This window comes from Nocardioides palaemonis (assembly GCF_018275325.1).
In the GTDB taxonomy this organism is placed as follows: domain Bacteria; phylum Actinomycetota; class Actinomycetes; order Propionibacteriales; family Nocardioidaceae; genus Nocardioides; species Nocardioides palaemonis.
The window spans coordinates 115,717-132,569 of the sequence record NZ_JAGVQR010000001.1; the positions used below are offsets into that span (position 1 = coordinate 115,717).

Consider the following 16,853-nt stretch of genomic DNA (forward strand, 5'->3'; position numbering starts at 1 on the left):
CGCATCTGAGGTAGCCCGGCACGCGTAGATAGGGCACGTGCCCGATGCCCGCTCCTACCTCACGGACGGAATCTCTTCCCACGGTCCAGCCAGGACCGCCGAGAAGAGGAGACGCACATGTTCAGCACCGACAGCTTCCTGGGAGCCGAGCTCGCCTACCGGCAGGAGCGCATCCGCAAGGACTACGGCCAGCGTCGCTGGACCCGGGTCCGCGCGACCGACACCCAGAAGTGACACCCACGACGATCGACCCGACGGTGTCGGACCGACACGACACAATGTCGTCCGTGCCGGCCCTGCGGACCACCGATCTCATCGGACGCGATGCCGAGCTGGAGCAGCTGAGTGCCCAGCTCGGCATCCGCGCGTCCGGGGACGACCAGACCGCGCGCGCCGTGCTCGTGGCCGGCGACGCCGGGGTCGGCAAGACCCGCGTCCTCCTCGCCCTGCGCGACGCCGCCCTCGAGGCCGGCTGGCAGGTCGTCGCCGGTCACTGCCTCGACCTCGCCGACAGCTCCCTGCCCTACCTCCCCTTCTCCGAGGTGCTCGGTCGGCTGATGGCCGACCGGCCCGACGTGACCGCTCGCGTGCTCGACCAGCACCCCACCCTCGCGCGGCTCCAACCCGGCCGGCGCATCCGCAGCAGCGAGACCGCGTCGGGCGACCAGGCCCTCGATCGCGGCAACGTCTACGACGCGTTCGGCGACCTCCTCTCCGCCATCGCCGAGCAGGGCCCGCTGCTGCTGATCGTCGAGGACGCCCACTGGGCCGACGAGTCCACGCGCGACATGCTCAGCTTCCTCTTTTCCCGGCCCGTGCCCGGTGTCTCGCTCGCCGTCTCCTACCGCGCCGACGACCTGCACCGCCGCCACCCCCTGCGTCGTCAGGTGGCGGAGTGGAGCCGGCTGCGCGGCGTCGACCGGCTGCCGCTCGAGCCGCTGGCCGACGACGACGTACGCCTCCTGGTCCGTGCCCTCCACCCCTCGACCATGACCGAGGCGGAGTACGTCTCCATCGTCGACCGAGCCGAGGGCAACCCGTTCTTCATCGAGGAGCTCGTCGGAGCGGCGGGCACCGGACAGGTCCCCGGCGAGCTCGCCGACGTCCTGCTCGTCCACCTCGACCGGCTCGACGACACGACTCGCCAGGTCGTGCGCCTCGTCTCGGTGGCGGGCCGTCAGGTCAGCCACGAGCTGCTCGCCGCGGTCAGTGACCTGGGCACCGGCGAGCTCGAGGCCGCGCTGCGCACCGCCGTCGAGTCCCACGTGCTGGTCGCCTCGCGCGGCGGGACCTACGCCTTCCGGCACGCGCTGCTCGGCGAGGCGGTCTACGACGACCTCCTCCCCGGAGAGCGGGTCCGGCTGCACGCCGACTTCGTCGCGGCGCTCGGCGAGGGGCGCGCCGCCGGGACCGCCGCCGAGCTGGCCCAGCACGCCCGTCGCGCCGACGATCGCCCCGTGGCCGTCCGGGCCTCGATCGAGGCCGGCGACGAGGCGCTCGCCGTGGGCGGTCCCGCCGAGGCTGCCACGCACTTCCTCGACGCCCTCGAGCTCGTCGACACCTCACGCACGCCGGTGGGGGAGGTCGACACCTTCGTCCTGGCGCGGCGCTGCGCGGAGGCACTCATCGCCTCGGGCCGGGTGCTGAAGGCCGTGAAGGTGCTGCGCGCGCGGCTGGCGACGCTGCCTGCCGAGGGGGCGGACACGGACCGGGGCCAGCTGCTCACGGCCCTCGCGTCCGCGCTGATGCTCACCGACACCACCGACTCGCCGCGCGAGATCGCGGCGGAAGCAGTCGACCTGATGCGCAACGCGCCGCCGAAGCTCCTCGTCCGGGCCCTGCTGGTCCAGGCCCAGAGCCTGCGCGGGTGGCACGAGGACGAGGCGCGCGCGATCGCGGTCCGTGCCCTCGAGCTCGCCGAGCGCCACGACCTGACCGCGCTCGCGGTCGAGCTGCACACCACGGTCGCCGGCCTCGACCCGACCGGCGGCTCGAGCCCGAGCGCCGGCTGGCGGGCGGCGGCCGACCGGGCTCGTCGCGCCGGGCTGCTGGAGCCCGAGCTGCGCGCGCTCTACCTCCTCGGTCGCCTGCACCAGGACGAGGGCGACCTCGACCGGGCCGTCGCGGTCTACGGCGAGGTGCTCGGCCGCAGCGAGGTCGGCGGTCTCGCGTGGTCGCCCTACCCCGCCGAGGCGCGCCTCCTGCTCGCGGTTGCCCTCACGCACCAGGGGCGCCTCGACGAGGCCTGGGAGCTGCTCGACGTGAGCGGGCAGAACCCGCCGATGGTCTTCGAGTGGCTCTACTTCGCCCACCAGATGCTCATCTCCCTCGCCATCCGCGGCGAGGAGAAGGACCACGCCCTCGACCGGCTCCGCGACTACTGGGGCACCGACGGCCTCACCGCGATCACGGCCGCCACGGCGACGCTGCTGCGGGCCGCGATCGAGCGCGACGCCGCGGCGGCGCTGGCGACCTACGACGACGTCGTCGAGACCGTCGTGCCGCTGTGGCACGAGTGGTTCCAGGCGCGACTGCGTCTCGCCACCCTCGCGGTCGCGGCCCTCGCCTCCGCCGCGCCGCAGCAGTCCGCCGACGAGCGGGCCGCAGCGGCGGCCGACGTCGACCGACTGATGGCCGACGGCGGTCGGGTCATCGACTTCTACGCTCCCTACGACGACAGCCACGGCCCCGAGTACCGCATGTGGGTGGCACGCCGCGCGGCCGAGCACCTGCGGTGGCGCTGGCTCGCCCAGGTCGACCCGCCGGCCGCCGACGAGCTCGTCGCCGCCTGGCGCTCGGCGGAGGAGGCCGCGGTCGCCTACGGCAGCGTGCCCGAGCTGGCGCAGGTCCGGGTCCGGCTCTCCGGGGTGCTGCGCGCCACCGGCGACACGGCCGGAGCCCGGGAGGCGGGCGACCTCGCCCGCACGGCCGCGCAGGCGATGCGGGCCCGCCCGATGCTCGACGAGCTGACCGCCCTCGGGTCCGCCCCCGCCCCGGCCACCGCCGACGCGGCCAGCCTGACGCCGCGCGAGGGGGAGATCCTCGCGCTGGTCGCCGAGGGCCGGTCCAACGGCGAGATCGGCAAGCAGCTGTTCATCAGCACCAAGACGGTCTCGGTGCACGTCTCCAACATCCTCGCCAAGCTCGACGCCGCGTCCCGCACCGAGGCGGCCGCCGTCGCACGCCGGCGCGGCCTGCTCTGACGGCGCCGGACCCGGGGCACGACCCGGGGCACGACGCGGGCCGTCGGGTCGTCGGGGAGACTGGCGGGCGTGACTGACTTCCGGTGCGCCCTGGCGAGCCTGACCGACGGCGAGCCCCTGGCGGGCACCGCCCCCGCCGACCCCGACGTCCTGCTGGTCGAGGCGCCCGGCCCGTGGGGCCGCGACGCGGTGGCCGACAACCGGCTCCCCGAGGTCGTACGCGCCCACCTCGCCTCGCTCGACCTCAAGGTCTTCCTGCTCCGCCGGCCCGACGGCGGCGCTGGCCCCGGCACCCACGTCTACCGCGCGAGGGCCACCGCCACGGGCTTCGACGTCCGCAGCGCGGTGCTCGACCACCCCGAGGACCTCCTCGACCTCGACCTCGACGCGCTCGCCCCGCACGACGGCCCGCTGTGGCTGGTGTGCACCAACGGCAAGCGCGACCGCTGCTGCGCCGAGCTCGGCCGCCCCGTCGCCGGGCTGCTCGCCGAGCACTGGCCGGAGGGCACCTGGGAGACCACCCACCTCGGCGGCCACCGGTTCTCCGCGACCCTGCTCGCGCTGCCGAGCGGGATCACCCTCGGCCGGCTGTCGACCTCCGACGCGCTCGCCGCCTGCGAGGCCGTCGTCCGCGGCGACGTCCCGCTGGAGTGGGTCCGCGGTCGCGCCGGCCGGCCGGGTCTCGAGCAGGCCCGCGAGCTGCACCTCCTGGCCGGCGGCGACCCCGACGCCGAGCTCGTCGCCGTGCCGGGGCCGGTGCGTCGTCAGTCGTGCGGCGACGACAAGGTGAAGGGGACCACGCGCTACGAGGTCGTCGACGGCTGACCGCCGGCATCGAAAACCGGCTGGCTGCTGCGACGGCGCGCTGCGAGACTGACCCGTCGTGAGCTGGGGAGAGCGTCTGCGGTCGATGCGGATGGACGCGTCCCCGCTGCGGGAGTCGCGCGACTTCCGGCTGCTCTTCACCGCCGGCAGCGTGTTCTACCTCGGCAGCATGGTCGCCTACGTCGCGGTCCCGTTCGCGATCTACGACCTCACCGGCTCGAACTTCATGGTGGGCCTCGTCGGGCTGGTGGAGCTGGTCCCGCTCGTGGTCTTCGGCCTCTACGGAGGCGCGCTGGCCGACCACGTCGACCGACGGCGGCTGCTGGTCGCGACCGGCGCGGCACAGGTGGTGCTGATGGTCGCGTTCGCGCTCAACGCCTTCGCCGACCGGCCTCGGGTCTGGGTGATCTTCGTCCTCGCCGCCGTCTACGCCGCGGTCAGCTCGATGCAACGACCCTCGCGCGAGGCCCTCGAGCCGCGCACCGTCCGCCACGACCAGATCGCCGCCGCCAACGCGCTGAGCAGCTTCGCCATGCAGCTCGGCGTGCTGCTCGGGCCGCTCCTCGGCGGCCTGCTGGTCGCCTACGCCGGCGTGGGCTGGTGCTTCGTCGTGGCGCTCGGGGGCTACGTCGTCGCGACCCTGCTCTACGCCGCGATGCGCCCGTACCCGCACGACGGCGAGACGACCCCGCCGAGCCTCCAGGGCATCCGCGACGGCGTGACCTACGCGCTGCGGCGCCGCGACCTGCTCGGCACCTACGTCGTCGACATCGCGGCGATGATGCTCGCCATCCCCGTCGTGCTGTTCCCGGCGCTCGCGCACGAGGTCTTCGAGCGACCGGAGCTGCTCGGGCTGCTCTACTCCGCCGAGACCGTCGGCGCGATGGTCGCGACCGCGCTGAGCGGCTGGGTCGGCCGGGTGCACCACCACGGCCGGGCGATCGTGGTGGCGGCCAGCCTCTACGGCGCGTTCATCGCCCTGGCCGGGCTGATGCCGTCGTTCTGGCTGTGCTGCGCGTTCCTCGCGCTGTCGGGTGCCGCCGACATGGTCTCCGGGGTGTTCCGGGCGACCGTGTGGAACCAGACCATCCCCGACACGATGCGGGGTCGGCTGGCCGGCATCGAGATGCTGTCGTACTCGCTGGGCCCGATGGTGGGGGAGACCCGCGCCGGGTTCGTGGCCGACGCCTGGTCGGTACGGGGAGCCATCGTCAGCGGTGGCGCAGCCTGCGTGGGCGGCGTCCTGCTGACCGCGGCCGCGCTGCGCGACTTCTGGTCCTACGACGCGCGCACCGACCCGGCAGCCGTCGCCGAGCGGGCGCGACGCGCGGCCGCCGCCGAGCAGGCCCGGCCGACCCAGCCGTCCTAGCCGAGCCGGTCGCGCAGGCCGGTCGTCCCGGGCTGGTGGGCGGCGGGTTCGGCGACGAGTCGGGGCCGTCCCTCCTCGGCTGCGGCGAGGGAGCGGGCGGCGCGGTTGGCCTCGGCCTGCTCGCGGTCGGCGGTGGCGGCCGCGTCGCTGGCCTCGACCCGGGCCTGCGCCAGCTCGCGGTGCAGCGCGGCCACCTTCTCGGCCTGGGCGCGGATCTCCTCGGCCGGCCGGTCGGCGCTCACCAGCTCCTCGAGGGTGCCCAGGGCGCCCTGCTCGCGGCGCCGGAGCACGTCGACGGTGTGTCGCGCGGCCTCCGCAGCGTCGCCGGCCTGCACCGCCTCCAGGGCCTCCTCGGAGGCGGCGCGGCGCAGCTCGCCGAACTCGACCTGGTGGGCGTTGGCCCCGACGACGGTGGCCTTGTCCTGGTCGGGGTGCACGTCGGCGAACTCGGCGAGCGCCCGGACCAGGTCGCGGGTGCCGGCGCGGCGGGCGTCGCGCAGCTCGATCCGCGTCTCGAAGCAGGCCTGGTAGGCCTTCCAGTCCGCCTCCCACGCGTCGGCCTGCTTCTGGGTGGCGTCGCCCGGCAGGGTCTCGACCGGTGGCCAGATGGTGGCGCCCCGGACGTCGAGCCCGCGACCGACGGCGAACGTGCGCAGCTGCTCGAGCCCGTCGCGGTGACGGCGCAGCGCGTCGGAGTAGGCGTTGACGGCCCGTCCGAGGCCGCGCAGGTTGTCGCGCACCTGCGCGGACTCCTCGTGACGCGTGCCCGCACGGTGGCGCAGCCGGTCGGCGGCCTCGCCGGCGAAGACCTCCTCCGACAGCCCGGCCGTGCGCTCGAACGCGTCGACCGCGAGCTCGACCTTCGACGCGAGCCGCCGCACCGCGTCGCCGTAGGCGTCGACCTCGTCGGGCTCGGCCCAGTGGTAGCCGCAGCCGAGCGGGTCGCCGAAGGACAGCCCGTCCTCGACCGCGTCGAGCCGGTCGGCCTGCACCCTGGTCATCGGGGTCCCACCACGTCGGGCCCGCCGACCTGGCCGACCTGGCCCACCTCGTCGAGCTGGGCGGCGAAGGTGGCGGCCTGGCCGACCATCACGTCGAGCTCGTCGAAGTCGAGGACCGAGTCGTCGATCGCGGACGCGAGCGTCCGGCACTTCCGGGCCACCTGCTCGGCGTCGTCGACCAGGCTGCGCACGCCCTCGACGAGGAGGTCACGCTGGGGGAAGTCGTCGGCGGGGTGGTGGACGTCGCCGAGCGCGGCACGGAGGTCCTCCCTCGCGGAGGAGAGCTCCTCCTGGGCGGCCCGCAGCGCCCGCTGGTTGATCGCGATCGGCCTCATGGCGACCTCATGCCCCGGTGGACGGCGTCGAAACCAGGAGTGGTGAAACTGTGAACGACCTCGCTAGACCGGGGGCGGCCGGTAGCGCCGCAGCACGGCGACCGTCCAGGCAGTGGTCAGCAGGAGGTAGGCGGCGAGGCCGGCGACGAACGCCCACCACGGCGCGCCGTCGCGGCCGGTCACGCCCACCCAGGTCGTGACGGCGAGCGCGGCGAGGAGCAGCACGCCGGTCATCGCGGCGAGGACCTCCATGTCGTCGCCGAAGCGGGCACGGAACTCTGCGCGCCGCTCCGGGGCGAACCAGTACGCCTTCGAGCGCGCCGGCAGGTTGACCCACGTCCCGTCGCCGGAGACCGCCCACCGGGTCACGGCCGGGATCCCGACCAGCACGACGACCCCGACCACGACCCAGAAGGCGAGCATCGCGGTGCGCGAGGTCCAGTCGTCGACCCGCCCGGCGCCGTCGAAGTGCGACGGCACCCGCTCGGGCAGGACGAGGGCCGCCCACACCACGCCGACGGCGTACGCGAGCGCAACCGCGAGCAGGGCCGTGCGGCCGGGCCTGGACGTCACACGTGCCCGCAGAGCTGGGCCATCCGCAGCTCGAGCCGGCCGAGCAGGTCGGTGCAGTCCTTGTCGGTCATCGCCGACTTCTTCCCGGCCCCCTGGGCGCAGACCGGCAGCACGTCGATCGACAGCCGGGCCCCGCCGGCCAGGGCGCGGAGCTCGTCGAGCTTGTCGCCGAACGGCGAGCCGCTGCCGGGGGAGTAGTAGCGCACCGCGGCGTCGACGTCGCCCGCGAAGAGGTCGGCCTTGGTGACCGCGACCACGAGCCAGGTCGGGCGGTCGCGGCGCACGGCCATGCTGGCGACCCGGTGGGCCGTGATCGACCAGTCCTCGAGCTCCGCGGCGAGCTGCTCCTCGCGGGTGGCGGCCGCGCTGCCGCTCGTGCCCGCGGTCCGGCGCGGGGTGGCGTGCCCGTAGGCGACCACGTGCAGCACCCCGTCGACCGGCTCGTCGTGGAACACCTCGTCGAGCGCACCGAGGCGGGTCGCCGCGTTCTCGCCGGGCACCACCCGGAAGCGATAGCCGCGCAGCCGGGCGTTGCGCCGCGTACGACGCTCCATCACCGCCGAGCCGACGTCCTGGACGTCGCCGGCCTGTGCGCTCGCCCGGCGGGTCAGCCGGTCGGCGAGGCGGGTCTTGCCGACGCCGGTCATCCCGGTGACCGCCACGGTCGGGTAGCGGTGGCGGAGCAGGCGCGACGCGCGCTCGGGAGCCTGGGAGAGCGCGGCGAGCGCCCCTCCGGCGAGCGTGGTGCCGAGGGCTGCCTTGCCGTGACGCAACGGTGACTGCATGCCCCCATCCTGTCCGACGCACCTGAGGTGGATCTTCACCCGCGGGGACCCACACCGGACGGACGACCGCCGGTTGGCCATGCCACCACCCGTCTTGGACAATGACGACGCACCCCTGCCTCCGCCGGAAAGGTCCCCATGGACACCGAGAACCGTCCCGTCCTGACCGGGCTCGTCGCCCTGGTCGGCGTCGCCGTGGTCATCGGTCTGCTCGGCGGGCTCGCCGTGCTCGTCGGGGTCAAGGCCGCCGGCATCGGCGAGGACTCCGGCACGAGCAGCGGCGGCGGCACGCCGGCCACCTTCAACCTCCCGCGCCCGACCGACACCAGCACCATCGTCCCCACGCCGACCGACACGCCCAGCGCGACCGAGACCGGCACCGAGACGCCGAGCCCGACCCAGGGGATCTCGCTGACCGCGACCCAGCAGTCGGTGAGCCCGATGCAGCAGATCCCGCTCACGGGGACCTACCAGGGCGGGGAAGGCGCGATCCTGCAGGTCCAGCGCCTCGAGGACGGCGCGTGGGTGGACTTCCCGGTGACCATGTCGGTCAGCGGCGGCACCTTCTCGACCTACCTCCTGACGGGTCGCACCGGCGAGAACAAGTTCCGCGTGATCGACACCGACACCGACGCCACCTCCAACGAGGTCACGGTCACCGTCGGCTGAGCGCCGCCCGCTCGCGGTCCACCCGACCGGTCCAGTGGGCGACCCACCCGGTGCCGGCGAGGGCCAGCCCGCCGACCACCAGGCACGCCGTCGCGAGCGGCGCGACGGCGGCGACGCCGCTGACCAGCAGCGGCCCGCCGCTGTTGCCGATGTCGCCGCACAGCCGCCACGCGCCCAGGAACTGCGGGCGCCCGTCGCTCGGCGACGCGTCGGCCCCGAGGGTCATCACGATGCCGGACCCCAGCCCGTTGCCGCACGCGATGAGCGCCATCACGAGCGCCACCGACGCCGCCGTGGTCGCGAGCGGCAGCACGAGGCAGGCGATCGCCATCGACAGCGTGACCGGCACGGCGACCACCCGCCGTCCACGGGTGTCCATCAGCCAGCCACCCGGCCACATGAAGGCCACGTCGAGCGCGGCCGCCCCGGCGAAGATCAGCGACGTGGTCGAGGCGGACAGGCCGACGTGGTCGGCCCAGAGCGGCAGCAGGCTCTGCCGCAGCGAGCGGCTCATGCCGAGGACCACGACCGCGCTGCCGAGCGTGGCGAGGACGCGTCGGTGCGTACGGATCACCGTCCACACCCCGAGGTGGCCCGACGCGCGGGCCGCGGCGCGCTTCTCCTCGCCGAGGTCCGGCATGGTGGCGGCGAGCAGCGCCGCGCAGACCGACATCGCGGCGCCGAGCCAGAACACGCTGGTCAGGTCGGTGAGCGCGATCAGCCCCGCCCCGAGCAGGGGTCCGACCAGCACGCCCACCCGGTAGGACCCGCCCAGCAGCGACATCCCGCGGGCCCGGTGCGACGCCGGGACCACGTCGATCATGAAGCCCTGCCGGCTGATCAGGAAGAGCGTCCAGCACACCCCGCTGAGCAGGACGCCGGCCGCCAGCCCGACCACCGACCCGGTGAGCGCGGCGAAGACCATCGCGCACGCGTCGACGGCGCCCGCCGCCATCAGCGCTCGCCGCTCGCCGATCCGGGCGACCAGGGCACCGGCGGGCAGGCTGCCGAGCAGCTGGCCGACGCCGAGCAGCGCGACCACCGCGGCGGCGGTGCTCACGTCGGCGCCGAGGTCGCGGGCCCGGAGCGCGAGCACCGGCATGATCGCGCCGTGGCCGACGGCCGAGACCACCGAGGGGCCGTAGGCGACGAGCGCGATGTCGCGGAAGCGGAACGCGACGTCCCCCGTGCTGGTCACCCGCACACGCTACGCGGGAGCGGTGTCGGTCGCCGTGACTAGTCTCACGGCATGCCCGTGCTGCCCCCGCCCCCGGCGCTCGGCGACGGTGCGAGCACGGCCGACGTCGTCGACTGGGTGGCGAGCCACCTCGGCGACCTGACGCTCGAGGGACCCGACGGGGTCCGGGCCGGCGGGCTGCGCGGCGGCCAGCCCGCGGCCGACGCCGCGCTGGCGCTGCTCGACGTGCGGGGATACGCCCGCTCCCGCAACCAGGTGCTGCCGCGCTCGCGCCGGGGAGCGACCCGCATGTCGCCCTACGTGCGCCACGGCCTGGTGCTGCTGCCCGACCTCTGGGACGCGGTCGCCGACGCCCCCGCCCCCGACCGGCGGAAGTACCGCGACGAGCTGCTGTGGCAGGAGTACGCCCGCCACCTCTACGCCCGCGTCGGCCCCGACCTCGGCCGGGACCTGCGCCGGTCGCAGCCCCGGCCCCCGCAGCCGTGGACCGAGCCGTGGCCGCGGGAGATGGCGTGCCTCGACCACGCCGTCGGCGAGCTCCACGAGGACGGCTGGCTGGTCAACCAGACCCGCATGTGGCTGGCCTCGCAGTGGGCGGTGCGGGCCGGGCACGACTGGTGGCGCGGCGAGGACGAGATGTTCACCCACCTGCTCGACGGCTCGCGCGCGGCCAACCGGCTGGGCTGGCAGTGGACCGTCGGCACCGGCAGCGGCAAGCCCTACGGGTTCAGCCGCTGGCAGGTGGAGAAGCGCGCGCCCGAGCTGTGCCGCGCCTGCCCGCTCGCCGAGCGCTGCCCGATCCAGGCGTGGCCCGACGCGACCGCGGGCCCGGCGGCAGACGGCCCCGACCTCGGGAAGGGTCCGGTCCCGGCCGGTCCCGAGGTGCCCGAGGGAGAGGGCGGCGAGGTGGTCTGGCTGACCGCCGAGTCGCTCGGCGACGCCGACCCCGCGCTGGCCGCCGACCCCGACCGTCGCGCCGTCTTCGTGTTCGACGAGCCGCTGCTCGCCCGGCTGCGGCTGTCCGGCAAGCGACTGGTGTTCCTCGCCGAGACCCTCGGTGAGCTCGCCGCCACCCGCCCGGTCGAGGTGCGGCGCGGCGACGTCGTCGACGAGCTCGCCGGCCTCGCCCTCGCCGCGACCTGGACCCCGGTGCCCGGCTGGGCGCGGCGGGCCGCGAGGGTGCGGGTCGTCGAGCAGCACCCGTGGCCGTGGCTGGTGCGGCCGCGCCCGTCGACCGTGCGGTCGTTCAGCGCCTGGCGGAAGGGCTCCGGTCGCTGACGCGGACCACGTCGTCCACACCCGACCTTCGTCGGGTTCCGGGGGTGGGTGCCGGGTCGTAGGCTCGCCGACCGTGACCGACGACGTACGCACCGACGCCCCTGCCCCGCTCGCGCTGCCCGGTGGCGGTGACTGGCTCGGATGGGTGTCCGACCGGTGTGCGGGCTCCCTCGCCGACGCCGCCCGCCACGTGGAAAGGGTCAAGGCCGGCGGCGACGCCGTGGACGTCCTTGCCGCCTGGAACGACGCCGAGACCGCGATCGCCAACGCCGGCACCGTCTCGCTCTGGGCGGAGGTCCACCCCGAGCAGGCGGTGCGCGACCGCGCCGACGACCTCGGCCAGCAGGTCCAGCGCTACGTCACCGAGCTCGGCCAGGACCGCGAGCTCTTCGCGGTGCTCGACGCGCTGCCCACCGACGGTCTCGACGACGACGCACGCCGGGTCCTCGACCACAGCCTGCGCGACTTCCGCCGCGCCGGCGTCGACCGCGACGACGCGACCCGCGACCGGCTGCGCGAGCTCAGCGAGCGGTCCGTGCTCCTCTCCCAGGAGTTCGGCCGCACGATCCGCGACGACGTCCGGTCCGTGCGGCTCGCGCCCGAGCGGCTCGCCGGGCTGCCCGACGACTACCGCGAGGCCCACCCGGCCGGTGACGACGGCCTGGTCACCCTCACGACCGACTACCCCGACCTGGTGCCGTTCATGACCTTCGGCGCCGACGCCGACGCGCGCCGCGAGCTCGCGCTGGCGCAGACCAACGTCGCCTGGCCCGGCAACGACCAGGTCCTCCAGGACCTCTTCGCAGTGCGCCGCGAGACCGCCGCCCTGCTCGGCCACGACTCGTGGCCGGACTTCGACACCGAGGTGAAGATGGTCGGCTCGGGCGCGGCCGTGGCGGAGTTCATCGAGCGGATCAGCGCGCTCGCCGCCGACCGCGCCCGCGACGAGCTGGCCGTGCTGCTGGAGCGCAAGCAGGTCGACGACCCGTCGGCCACCACGGTCGAGACCTACGACCACCGCCACTACGCCGAGCTGGTGCGGCGCGAGCAGTACGACGTCGACGGCCAGGTCGTGCGGACCTACTTCGCCTTCGAGCAGGTCCGCCAGGGGCTGCTCGACGTGACCGGTCGGCTCTTCGGCCTCGAGTGGACCCCGGTCTCCCCGGCCGACGCCGGCGCCTGGCACGAGGACGTCGCCTCCTACGACGTCGGCCTCGACGGTCGGCGGATCGGCCGGATCCACCTCGACCTGCACCCGCGCGAGGGCAAGTACAAGCACGCCGCACAGTTCGACCTGGTGCCCGGTGTCGCCGGCGTCCAGCTCCCGGAGGGCGTGCTGGTCTGCAACTTCAGCCGCGGCCTGATGGAGCACGACGAGGTGGTCACCCTGTTCCACGAGTTCGGCCACCTCGTCCACCACGTGCTCGGCGGTCAGGGCGCGTGGGCCCGCTTCTCCGGGGTCGCCACCGAGTGGGACTTCGTCGAGGCCCCCAGCCAGATGCTCGAGGAGTGGGCCTGGGACGCCGACGTCCTCGCCACCTTCGCGCGCGACGCGTCCGGGCAGACCATCCCGGCGGAGCTGGTGGCCTCGATGCGCCGCGCCGACGCCTTCGGCAAGGGAGTCCACGCGGCCCAGCAGATGTCCTACGCCGCCCGCTCCTACTTCTTCCACGCCGAGCAGCACGACGACCTCACCGCCTTGGGCGACGAGCTGCAGCGCCGGTACTCCGTCTTCCCGCCGCTCGCCGGCGCCCACATGCACTGCTCGTTCGGCCACCTCGACGGCTACTCGTCGGGCTACTACACCTACATGTGGTCGCTGGTCATCGCGAAGGACCTCTTCTCCGCCTTCGACGCCGACGACCTGTTCGCCCCCGAGATCGCCCACGCCTACCGCGACACGGTGCTTGCGATGGGTGGCCGCAAGGACGCCGCCGACCTGGTCGCCGACTTCCTGGGCCGGCCCTACTCCTTCGACGCCTGGGCGGCGTGGCTCGCCGAGTAGGACCGGCCCGTCCCCTGGAAGGGTCCGGTCAGCTCGTCGTGACGGCGGTGTCGTCGACGACGAAGCTGGTCTGCAGCGACGCGTCCTCGGTGGCGAGGAACCTCACCGTGACGGTCTTGCCCGCGTAGGCCGCGAGGCTGTGGCTGAACTGCGTGTAGGTCGTGCTGGTGCCGACGTTGCTGAAGGTCCTCAGCGTCGTCGTGCTGGTGCCGCTGACGACCTGGACCTTGAGCGTGTCGTAGGCCGTCGTCCCGGTCTCGGCGGTGTCGCTGCGCAGCCAGTAGGTGAGCTTCGCGGCACTGGCGCCGGCGGGGACGGTGACCTGCTGGGAGATCGACTCGGTGGAGGTGCTGCCGTTGCCGCCGAGCCACGCCTTCCACGAGCCGGTGCGCGCCGGTCGCCCGGTGTTGCTGGTGATCGGGCCGGCGGTGCCGGTCCACACGGTCGCGCCGGACTCGAAGCCGGGGTTGCCGAGCAGGTTGGTGCCGGTCGGCGGGAGCGTGGTGCCGTAGTCCTTGTCGGCGTAGAGCCAGACCATGTGGCCGATCATGTCGAGGTTGCGGTCCAGCGCGGTGCTGTTGATGTTGGCCATGGTGTCGCACGAGCGGTGGTAGCAGGCGTCGAACGCGGTGCCGGCGGTGCCGCCCCACTTCTGGGCCTGCGCGGAGGTCTTGATGTCCTCGCCGCCGGAGTACATCCCGGTCGTGGGGATGCCGTAGCTGCGGAACGACGCGTGGTCGGAGCGGCCCTGCACGTCGATGTACTCCCAAGGGATGCCCTTCGACGTGTAGTAGGCGGTCATCGTGTCGCGGGCGCCGTTGCCGGCCGGGTTGTCGTCGTAGACGAAGTAGCCCGGGTTCGGCGAGCCGACCATGTCGTAGTTCATGTAGAGGTCGATGCGGTCCTTGTCGGCCGTCGGCAGGTTGCGCATGTAGTGGTTCGACCCGAGCAGGCCCTGCTCCTCCGCTCCCCACCACGCGAAGCGCAGGTGGTTGCGCGGGGTGTTGCCGCTCGACGCCCACGCGAGCGCGGCCTCGAGGACCGCGGCGGAGCCGGTGCCGTTGTCGTTGATGCCGGGGCCGGCCGAGACGCTGTCGAGGTGGGCGCCGGTCATGATCACGTGCTCGGGGTCGCCGCCCGGCCAGTCGGCCACGAGGTTGTACGACGTCCCCGACGAGGTCGAGAAGGTCTGCACGGCGGTGGTGTAGCCGGCCGCGTCGAGCCTGGCCTTCACGTAGTCCAACGAGGCCTTGTAGCCCGGCCGGCCGGTCGCCCGGTTGCCGCCGTTGGCGGTCGCGATGTCCTGGAGCTTCTGCAGGTGGGCGGTGACGTTGGTGACGCTGAGGTCGGGCGAGGGGGCCGCGGCGGCGGGGCTGGTCGAGCCGGCCAGGGCCGAGGCCACGACGGCGCCCGCGGCGATGGCCGACAGGGCGGTCGTACGAAGGGTGCGCATGGGGATCTCCCGGGGATGCGTGGGGTCAGCGGTCGAGCGGGCCGAGCGGGTCGGGCGGGAACGAGAACGGGGCGGGGCAGCAGCGCTGCCCCGCCCCGTCAGGGCGTGCGGGACGTCAGGAGACGTTCAGCGCGGTGTCGTCGACCACGAAGCTGGTCTGGAGCGAGGAGTCCTCGGTGGCGGTGAACCGGATGGTCACCGTCTTCCCCTTGTAGGCCAGCAGGGAGTTGCTGAACTGCGTGTAGGTGGCGTTGGTGCCGACGTTGCTGAAGGTCTTCAGCGTCGTCACCGTCGAGCCGTCGACGACCTGGACCTTCATGGTGTCGTAGGCCGTCGAGCCGGACTCGGCGGTGTCGGTGCGGATGTAGTACGACAGCGTCGCCGCGGTCGCGCTGGCCGGGATCGAGACCGACTGGTTGATGGTCTCGGTGCCGGCGCTGCCGTTGCCACCGAGCCACAGCTTCCACGAGCCGGTGCGGGCCGGGCGGCCGGTGTTGTTGGTGATCGGGCCGGCGGTGCCGGTCCAGGTGGTCGCGCCGGACTCGAAGCCCGGGTTGCCCAGCAGGTTGCCACCGGTGGGCGGCGGGGTGGTGGGCGGCGTGGTGGTGCCACCGCAGGTCGGGTCGGCGGTCTGGGCCGGGACGTTGACGGCGTTCCACGCGGCCTTGGTGGAGTTGAAGAGGGCGCAGGTGGAGTCGAGGTTCTTCGCCGCGGTGAGCGTCCAGGTGCGGTACTTGAGGTAGCTCGCGGACGAGGTCTTCATCAGCATCGCGTTGTACATGATCTTCATGGCGTTCTGGACGCCGACGCCGGTGACGGCCTGGCCGTTGCACTTCGACGTGCCACCGTTGGCGAGCAGGTACCACCAGTGGTCACCGGGGCCGGCGGCCGCGTGCACCTCGGCGGTCGGGATCGAGCTGGAGTAGCACGACGGGTCGCCCACGTTGCCCGGGTTGGACATGTCGCGGATCGGGCCCGCGCCGACGAGGTTGACCTCCTCGCCGATGGTGTAGTCCGCCGGGTCGGCCGGGTTGTTGGCGTAGAACTCCGTGGCGGTGCCGAAGGTGTCGGCGACGAACTCCTGGGTGCCGTTGCTCGAGATGCCGCCCGGGGTCTTGTCGTCGATGCCGTGGCCGAACTCGTGCGCCACGACGTCCATCGCGCCGATCCACTCGTTGCTGCCCTGGCGGTGGCCGATCTGGACCTGTGTGCCGTCGTAGTAGGCGTTCACGTCGTTGAGGCCGACGCGGATCGGGACCCAGTTGCCCGCTCCGTCCATGCCGTTGCGGCCGAGCCAGTTGGCGAGCATGAGGCGCTCCTGCTCGGCGCTGTAGAACGCGTCGACGCAGCCGGTCTCCTTGTTGGTGGCCACGCCGTTGCCCCAGGCGTTGTCGGTGCCGGTGAACGTGGTGTTCGTCGCCGCGTCCTGGCACCTCAGGGTCGAGGCGTTGGTGTTGGTCATCGAGTACGACGTGCCGGAGCCGGCCGTCGGGATGGTGACGCTGCCCTCCCAGGCGCCGGTGCCGGTGCCGTGGGCGATCTGCTCGCGCGACTCCAGGACCTTGCCGCTCATCGCGTCGACCCAGGCCCGCTGCCACGAGACCTCCCCGTCGTGGGTGCCCCGGACCTCGACCTCGTAGGCCAGCTTGGTGCCGGCCTCGCGGTGCCAGATGACGAGCTCGGGCGAGGAGACCTCGGCGCCGGCGTCCGCGAGCTTCCGCGCGGCGGCGGTGGCGCGCGCGGTGGTGATCTTCGGCGTGGTGCTGGCGATCTGGACCGGCGAGTCCTGGGCCACCGAGGTGCCGACGACCTGGCCGTCGGAGTCGGCGAGGACGACGAAGTCGCCGCCGACCACGCGCAGGCCCTCGTGGGTCCGCTCGTAGGCGACGGAGTAGATGCCGTTGTCACCGGTGTAGGTGTCGGCGCGCACGAAGGTGTCCTGCGATGCCTTCTCGAGGGCGTTGTCGTGCCCCTTCACCCAGGCGCTGGCCGCCTGCTGGGCCTCGAGACGGGGGTTGGCCACCGAGGGGGCGGCATCGGCCGGGGTGGCGGTCGGTGCCAGGAAGGATGCAGCGACCGCGGTCGCTGCGAGACCGGCCAGGACGGCCAGACGGGGAGTTTTCACTGGGTTGTCCAATCATGAGTTCGGGCCCGACGGG

At 73.8% G+C, this 16,853-nt stretch carries 13 protein-coding genes; 6 read left to right on the forward strand and 7 right to left on the reverse strand.

The genetic code is table 11. The features are described 5' to 3' along the window. The first annotated feature begins 287 nt into the window (after nt 1–287). From KDN32_RS22765 to KDN32_RS00555, 3 genes are all read left to right on the forward strand, one after another. Nucleotides 288–3,203, forward strand: coding sequence for a helix-turn-helix transcriptional regulator (locus KDN32_RS22765; protein ID WP_211730186.1), 2,916 nt, complete (start codon nt 288–290; stop codon nt 3,201–3,203). Nucleotides 3,204–3,272: 69 nt separating this feature from the next. Further along, nucleotides 3,273–4,028, forward strand: a complete 756-nt coding sequence (locus tag KDN32_RS23095) for a sucrase ferredoxin (RefSeq protein WP_211730187.1) — start codon at nt 3,273–3,275, stop codon at nt 4,026–4,028. A 58-nt stretch (nt 4,029–4,086) separates the two neighbouring features. Continuing rightward, nucleotides 4,087–5,397 carry an MFS transporter gene (locus tag KDN32_RS00555; RefSeq protein ID WP_307853588.1) on the forward strand — a complete coding sequence of 437 codons (1,311 nt, stop codon included), beginning with the start codon at nt 4,087–4,089 and terminating at the stop codon, nt 5,395–5,397. Here the strand turns inward: KDN32_RS00555 and KDN32_RS00560 are convergent. The 4 genes from KDN32_RS00560 to KDN32_RS00575 form a co-directional block, all read right to left on the reverse strand. Then, nucleotides 5,394–6,398: a hypothetical protein gene (locus KDN32_RS00560; protein ID WP_211730188.1), complete on the reverse strand. Its 1,005-nt coding sequence runs from the start codon at nt 6,396–6,398 to the stop codon at nt 5,394–5,396. The genes KDN32_RS00555 and KDN32_RS00560 overlap by 4 nt on opposite strands. Further along, nucleotides 6,395–6,733, reverse strand: coding sequence for a hypothetical protein (locus KDN32_RS00565; protein WP_211730189.1), 339 nt, complete (start codon nt 6,731–6,733; stop codon nt 6,395–6,397). Before KDN32_RS00565 ends, KDN32_RS00560 begins: the two co-directional genes overlap by 4 nt. 63 nt (nt 6,734–6,796) lie before the next feature. Then, nucleotides 6,797–7,306, reverse strand: coding sequence for a DUF1648 domain-containing protein (locus KDN32_RS00570; RefSeq protein ID WP_211730190.1), 510 nt, complete (start codon nt 7,304–7,306; stop codon nt 6,797–6,799). Continuing rightward, nucleotides 7,303–8,091: a hypothetical protein gene (locus KDN32_RS00575; protein WP_211730191.1), complete on the reverse strand. Its 789-nt coding sequence runs from the start codon at nt 8,089–8,091 to the stop codon at nt 7,303–7,305. The genes KDN32_RS00570 and KDN32_RS00575 overlap by 4 nt, the downstream gene beginning before the upstream one ends. Before the next feature lie 138 nt (nt 8,092–8,229). On the opposite strand from KDN32_RS00575, the gene KDN32_RS00580 reads away from it, so the two are divergent. Beyond that, on the forward strand, nt 8,230–8,760 hold the full coding sequence (locus KDN32_RS00580) for a hypothetical protein (protein ID WP_211730192.1): 531 nt from the start codon (nt 8,230–8,232) through the stop codon (nt 8,758–8,760). Here KDN32_RS00580 and KDN32_RS00585 read toward each other — a convergent pair. Beyond that, nucleotides 8,747–9,958, reverse strand: a complete 1,212-nt coding sequence (locus KDN32_RS00585) for an MFS transporter (RefSeq protein ID WP_307853589.1) — start codon at nt 9,956–9,958, stop codon at nt 8,747–8,749. The two genes, KDN32_RS00580 and KDN32_RS00585, sit on opposite strands and share 14 nt — an antisense overlap. Nucleotides 9,959–10,009: 51 nt before the next feature. Between KDN32_RS00585 and KDN32_RS00590 the strand changes: the two genes are divergently transcribed. Then, nucleotides 10,010–11,236 (forward strand): FAD-binding domain-containing protein, encoded by a 1,227-nt coding sequence (locus KDN32_RS00590; protein ID WP_211730193.1) that lies wholly within the window; start codon nt 10,010–10,012, stop codon nt 11,234–11,236. Between the two features lie 73 nt (nt 11,237–11,309). After that, nucleotides 11,310–13,241 (forward strand): M3 family metallopeptidase, encoded by a 1,932-nt coding sequence (locus tag KDN32_RS00595; protein ID WP_307853590.1) that lies wholly within the window; start codon nt 11,310–11,312, stop codon nt 13,239–13,241. Between the two features lie 28 nt (nt 13,242–13,269). Here KDN32_RS00595 and KDN32_RS00600 read toward each other — a convergent pair whose 3' ends face one another. Next, complete coding sequence (locus KDN32_RS00600) at nt 13,270–14,694, reverse strand: M28 family peptidase (RefSeq protein WP_211730194.1); 1,425 nt, start codon at nt 14,692–14,694, stop codon at nt 13,270–13,272. Nucleotides 14,695–14,809: 115 nt separating this feature from the next. Continuing rightward, nucleotides 14,810–16,819, reverse strand: a complete 2,010-nt coding sequence (locus tag KDN32_RS00605; protein ID WP_211730195.1) for a M4 family metallopeptidase — start codon at nt 16,817–16,819, stop codon at nt 14,810–14,812. Nucleotides 16,820–16,853: the final 34 nt, after the last annotated feature.

Bases quoted from the DNA above. Each gene is read 5' to 3' on its own strand.
- KDN32_RS00600 (WP_211730194.1), bottom strand. From the start codon at position 14,694: ATGCGCACCCTTCGTACGACCGCCCTGTCGGCCATCGCCGCGGGCGCC.
- KDN32_RS00565 (WP_211730189.1), bottom strand. From the start codon at position 6,733: ATGAGGCCGATCGCGATCAACCAGCGGGCGCTGCGGGCCGCCCAGGAG.
- KDN32_RS00580 (WP_211730192.1), top strand. From the start codon at position 8,230: ATGGACACCGAGAACCGTCCCGTCCTGACCGGGCTCGTCGCCCTGGTC.
- KDN32_RS00560 (WP_211730188.1), bottom strand. From the start codon at position 6,398: ATGACCAGGGTGCAGGCCGACCGGCTCGACGCGGTCGAGGACGGGCTG.
- KDN32_RS00575 (WP_211730191.1), bottom strand. From the start codon at position 8,091: ATGCAGTCACCGTTGCGTCACGGCAAGGCAGCCCTCGGCACCACGCTC.
- KDN32_RS00590 (WP_211730193.1), top strand. From the start codon at position 10,010: ATGCCCGTGCTGCCCCCGCCCCCGGCGCTCGGCGACGGTGCGAGCACG.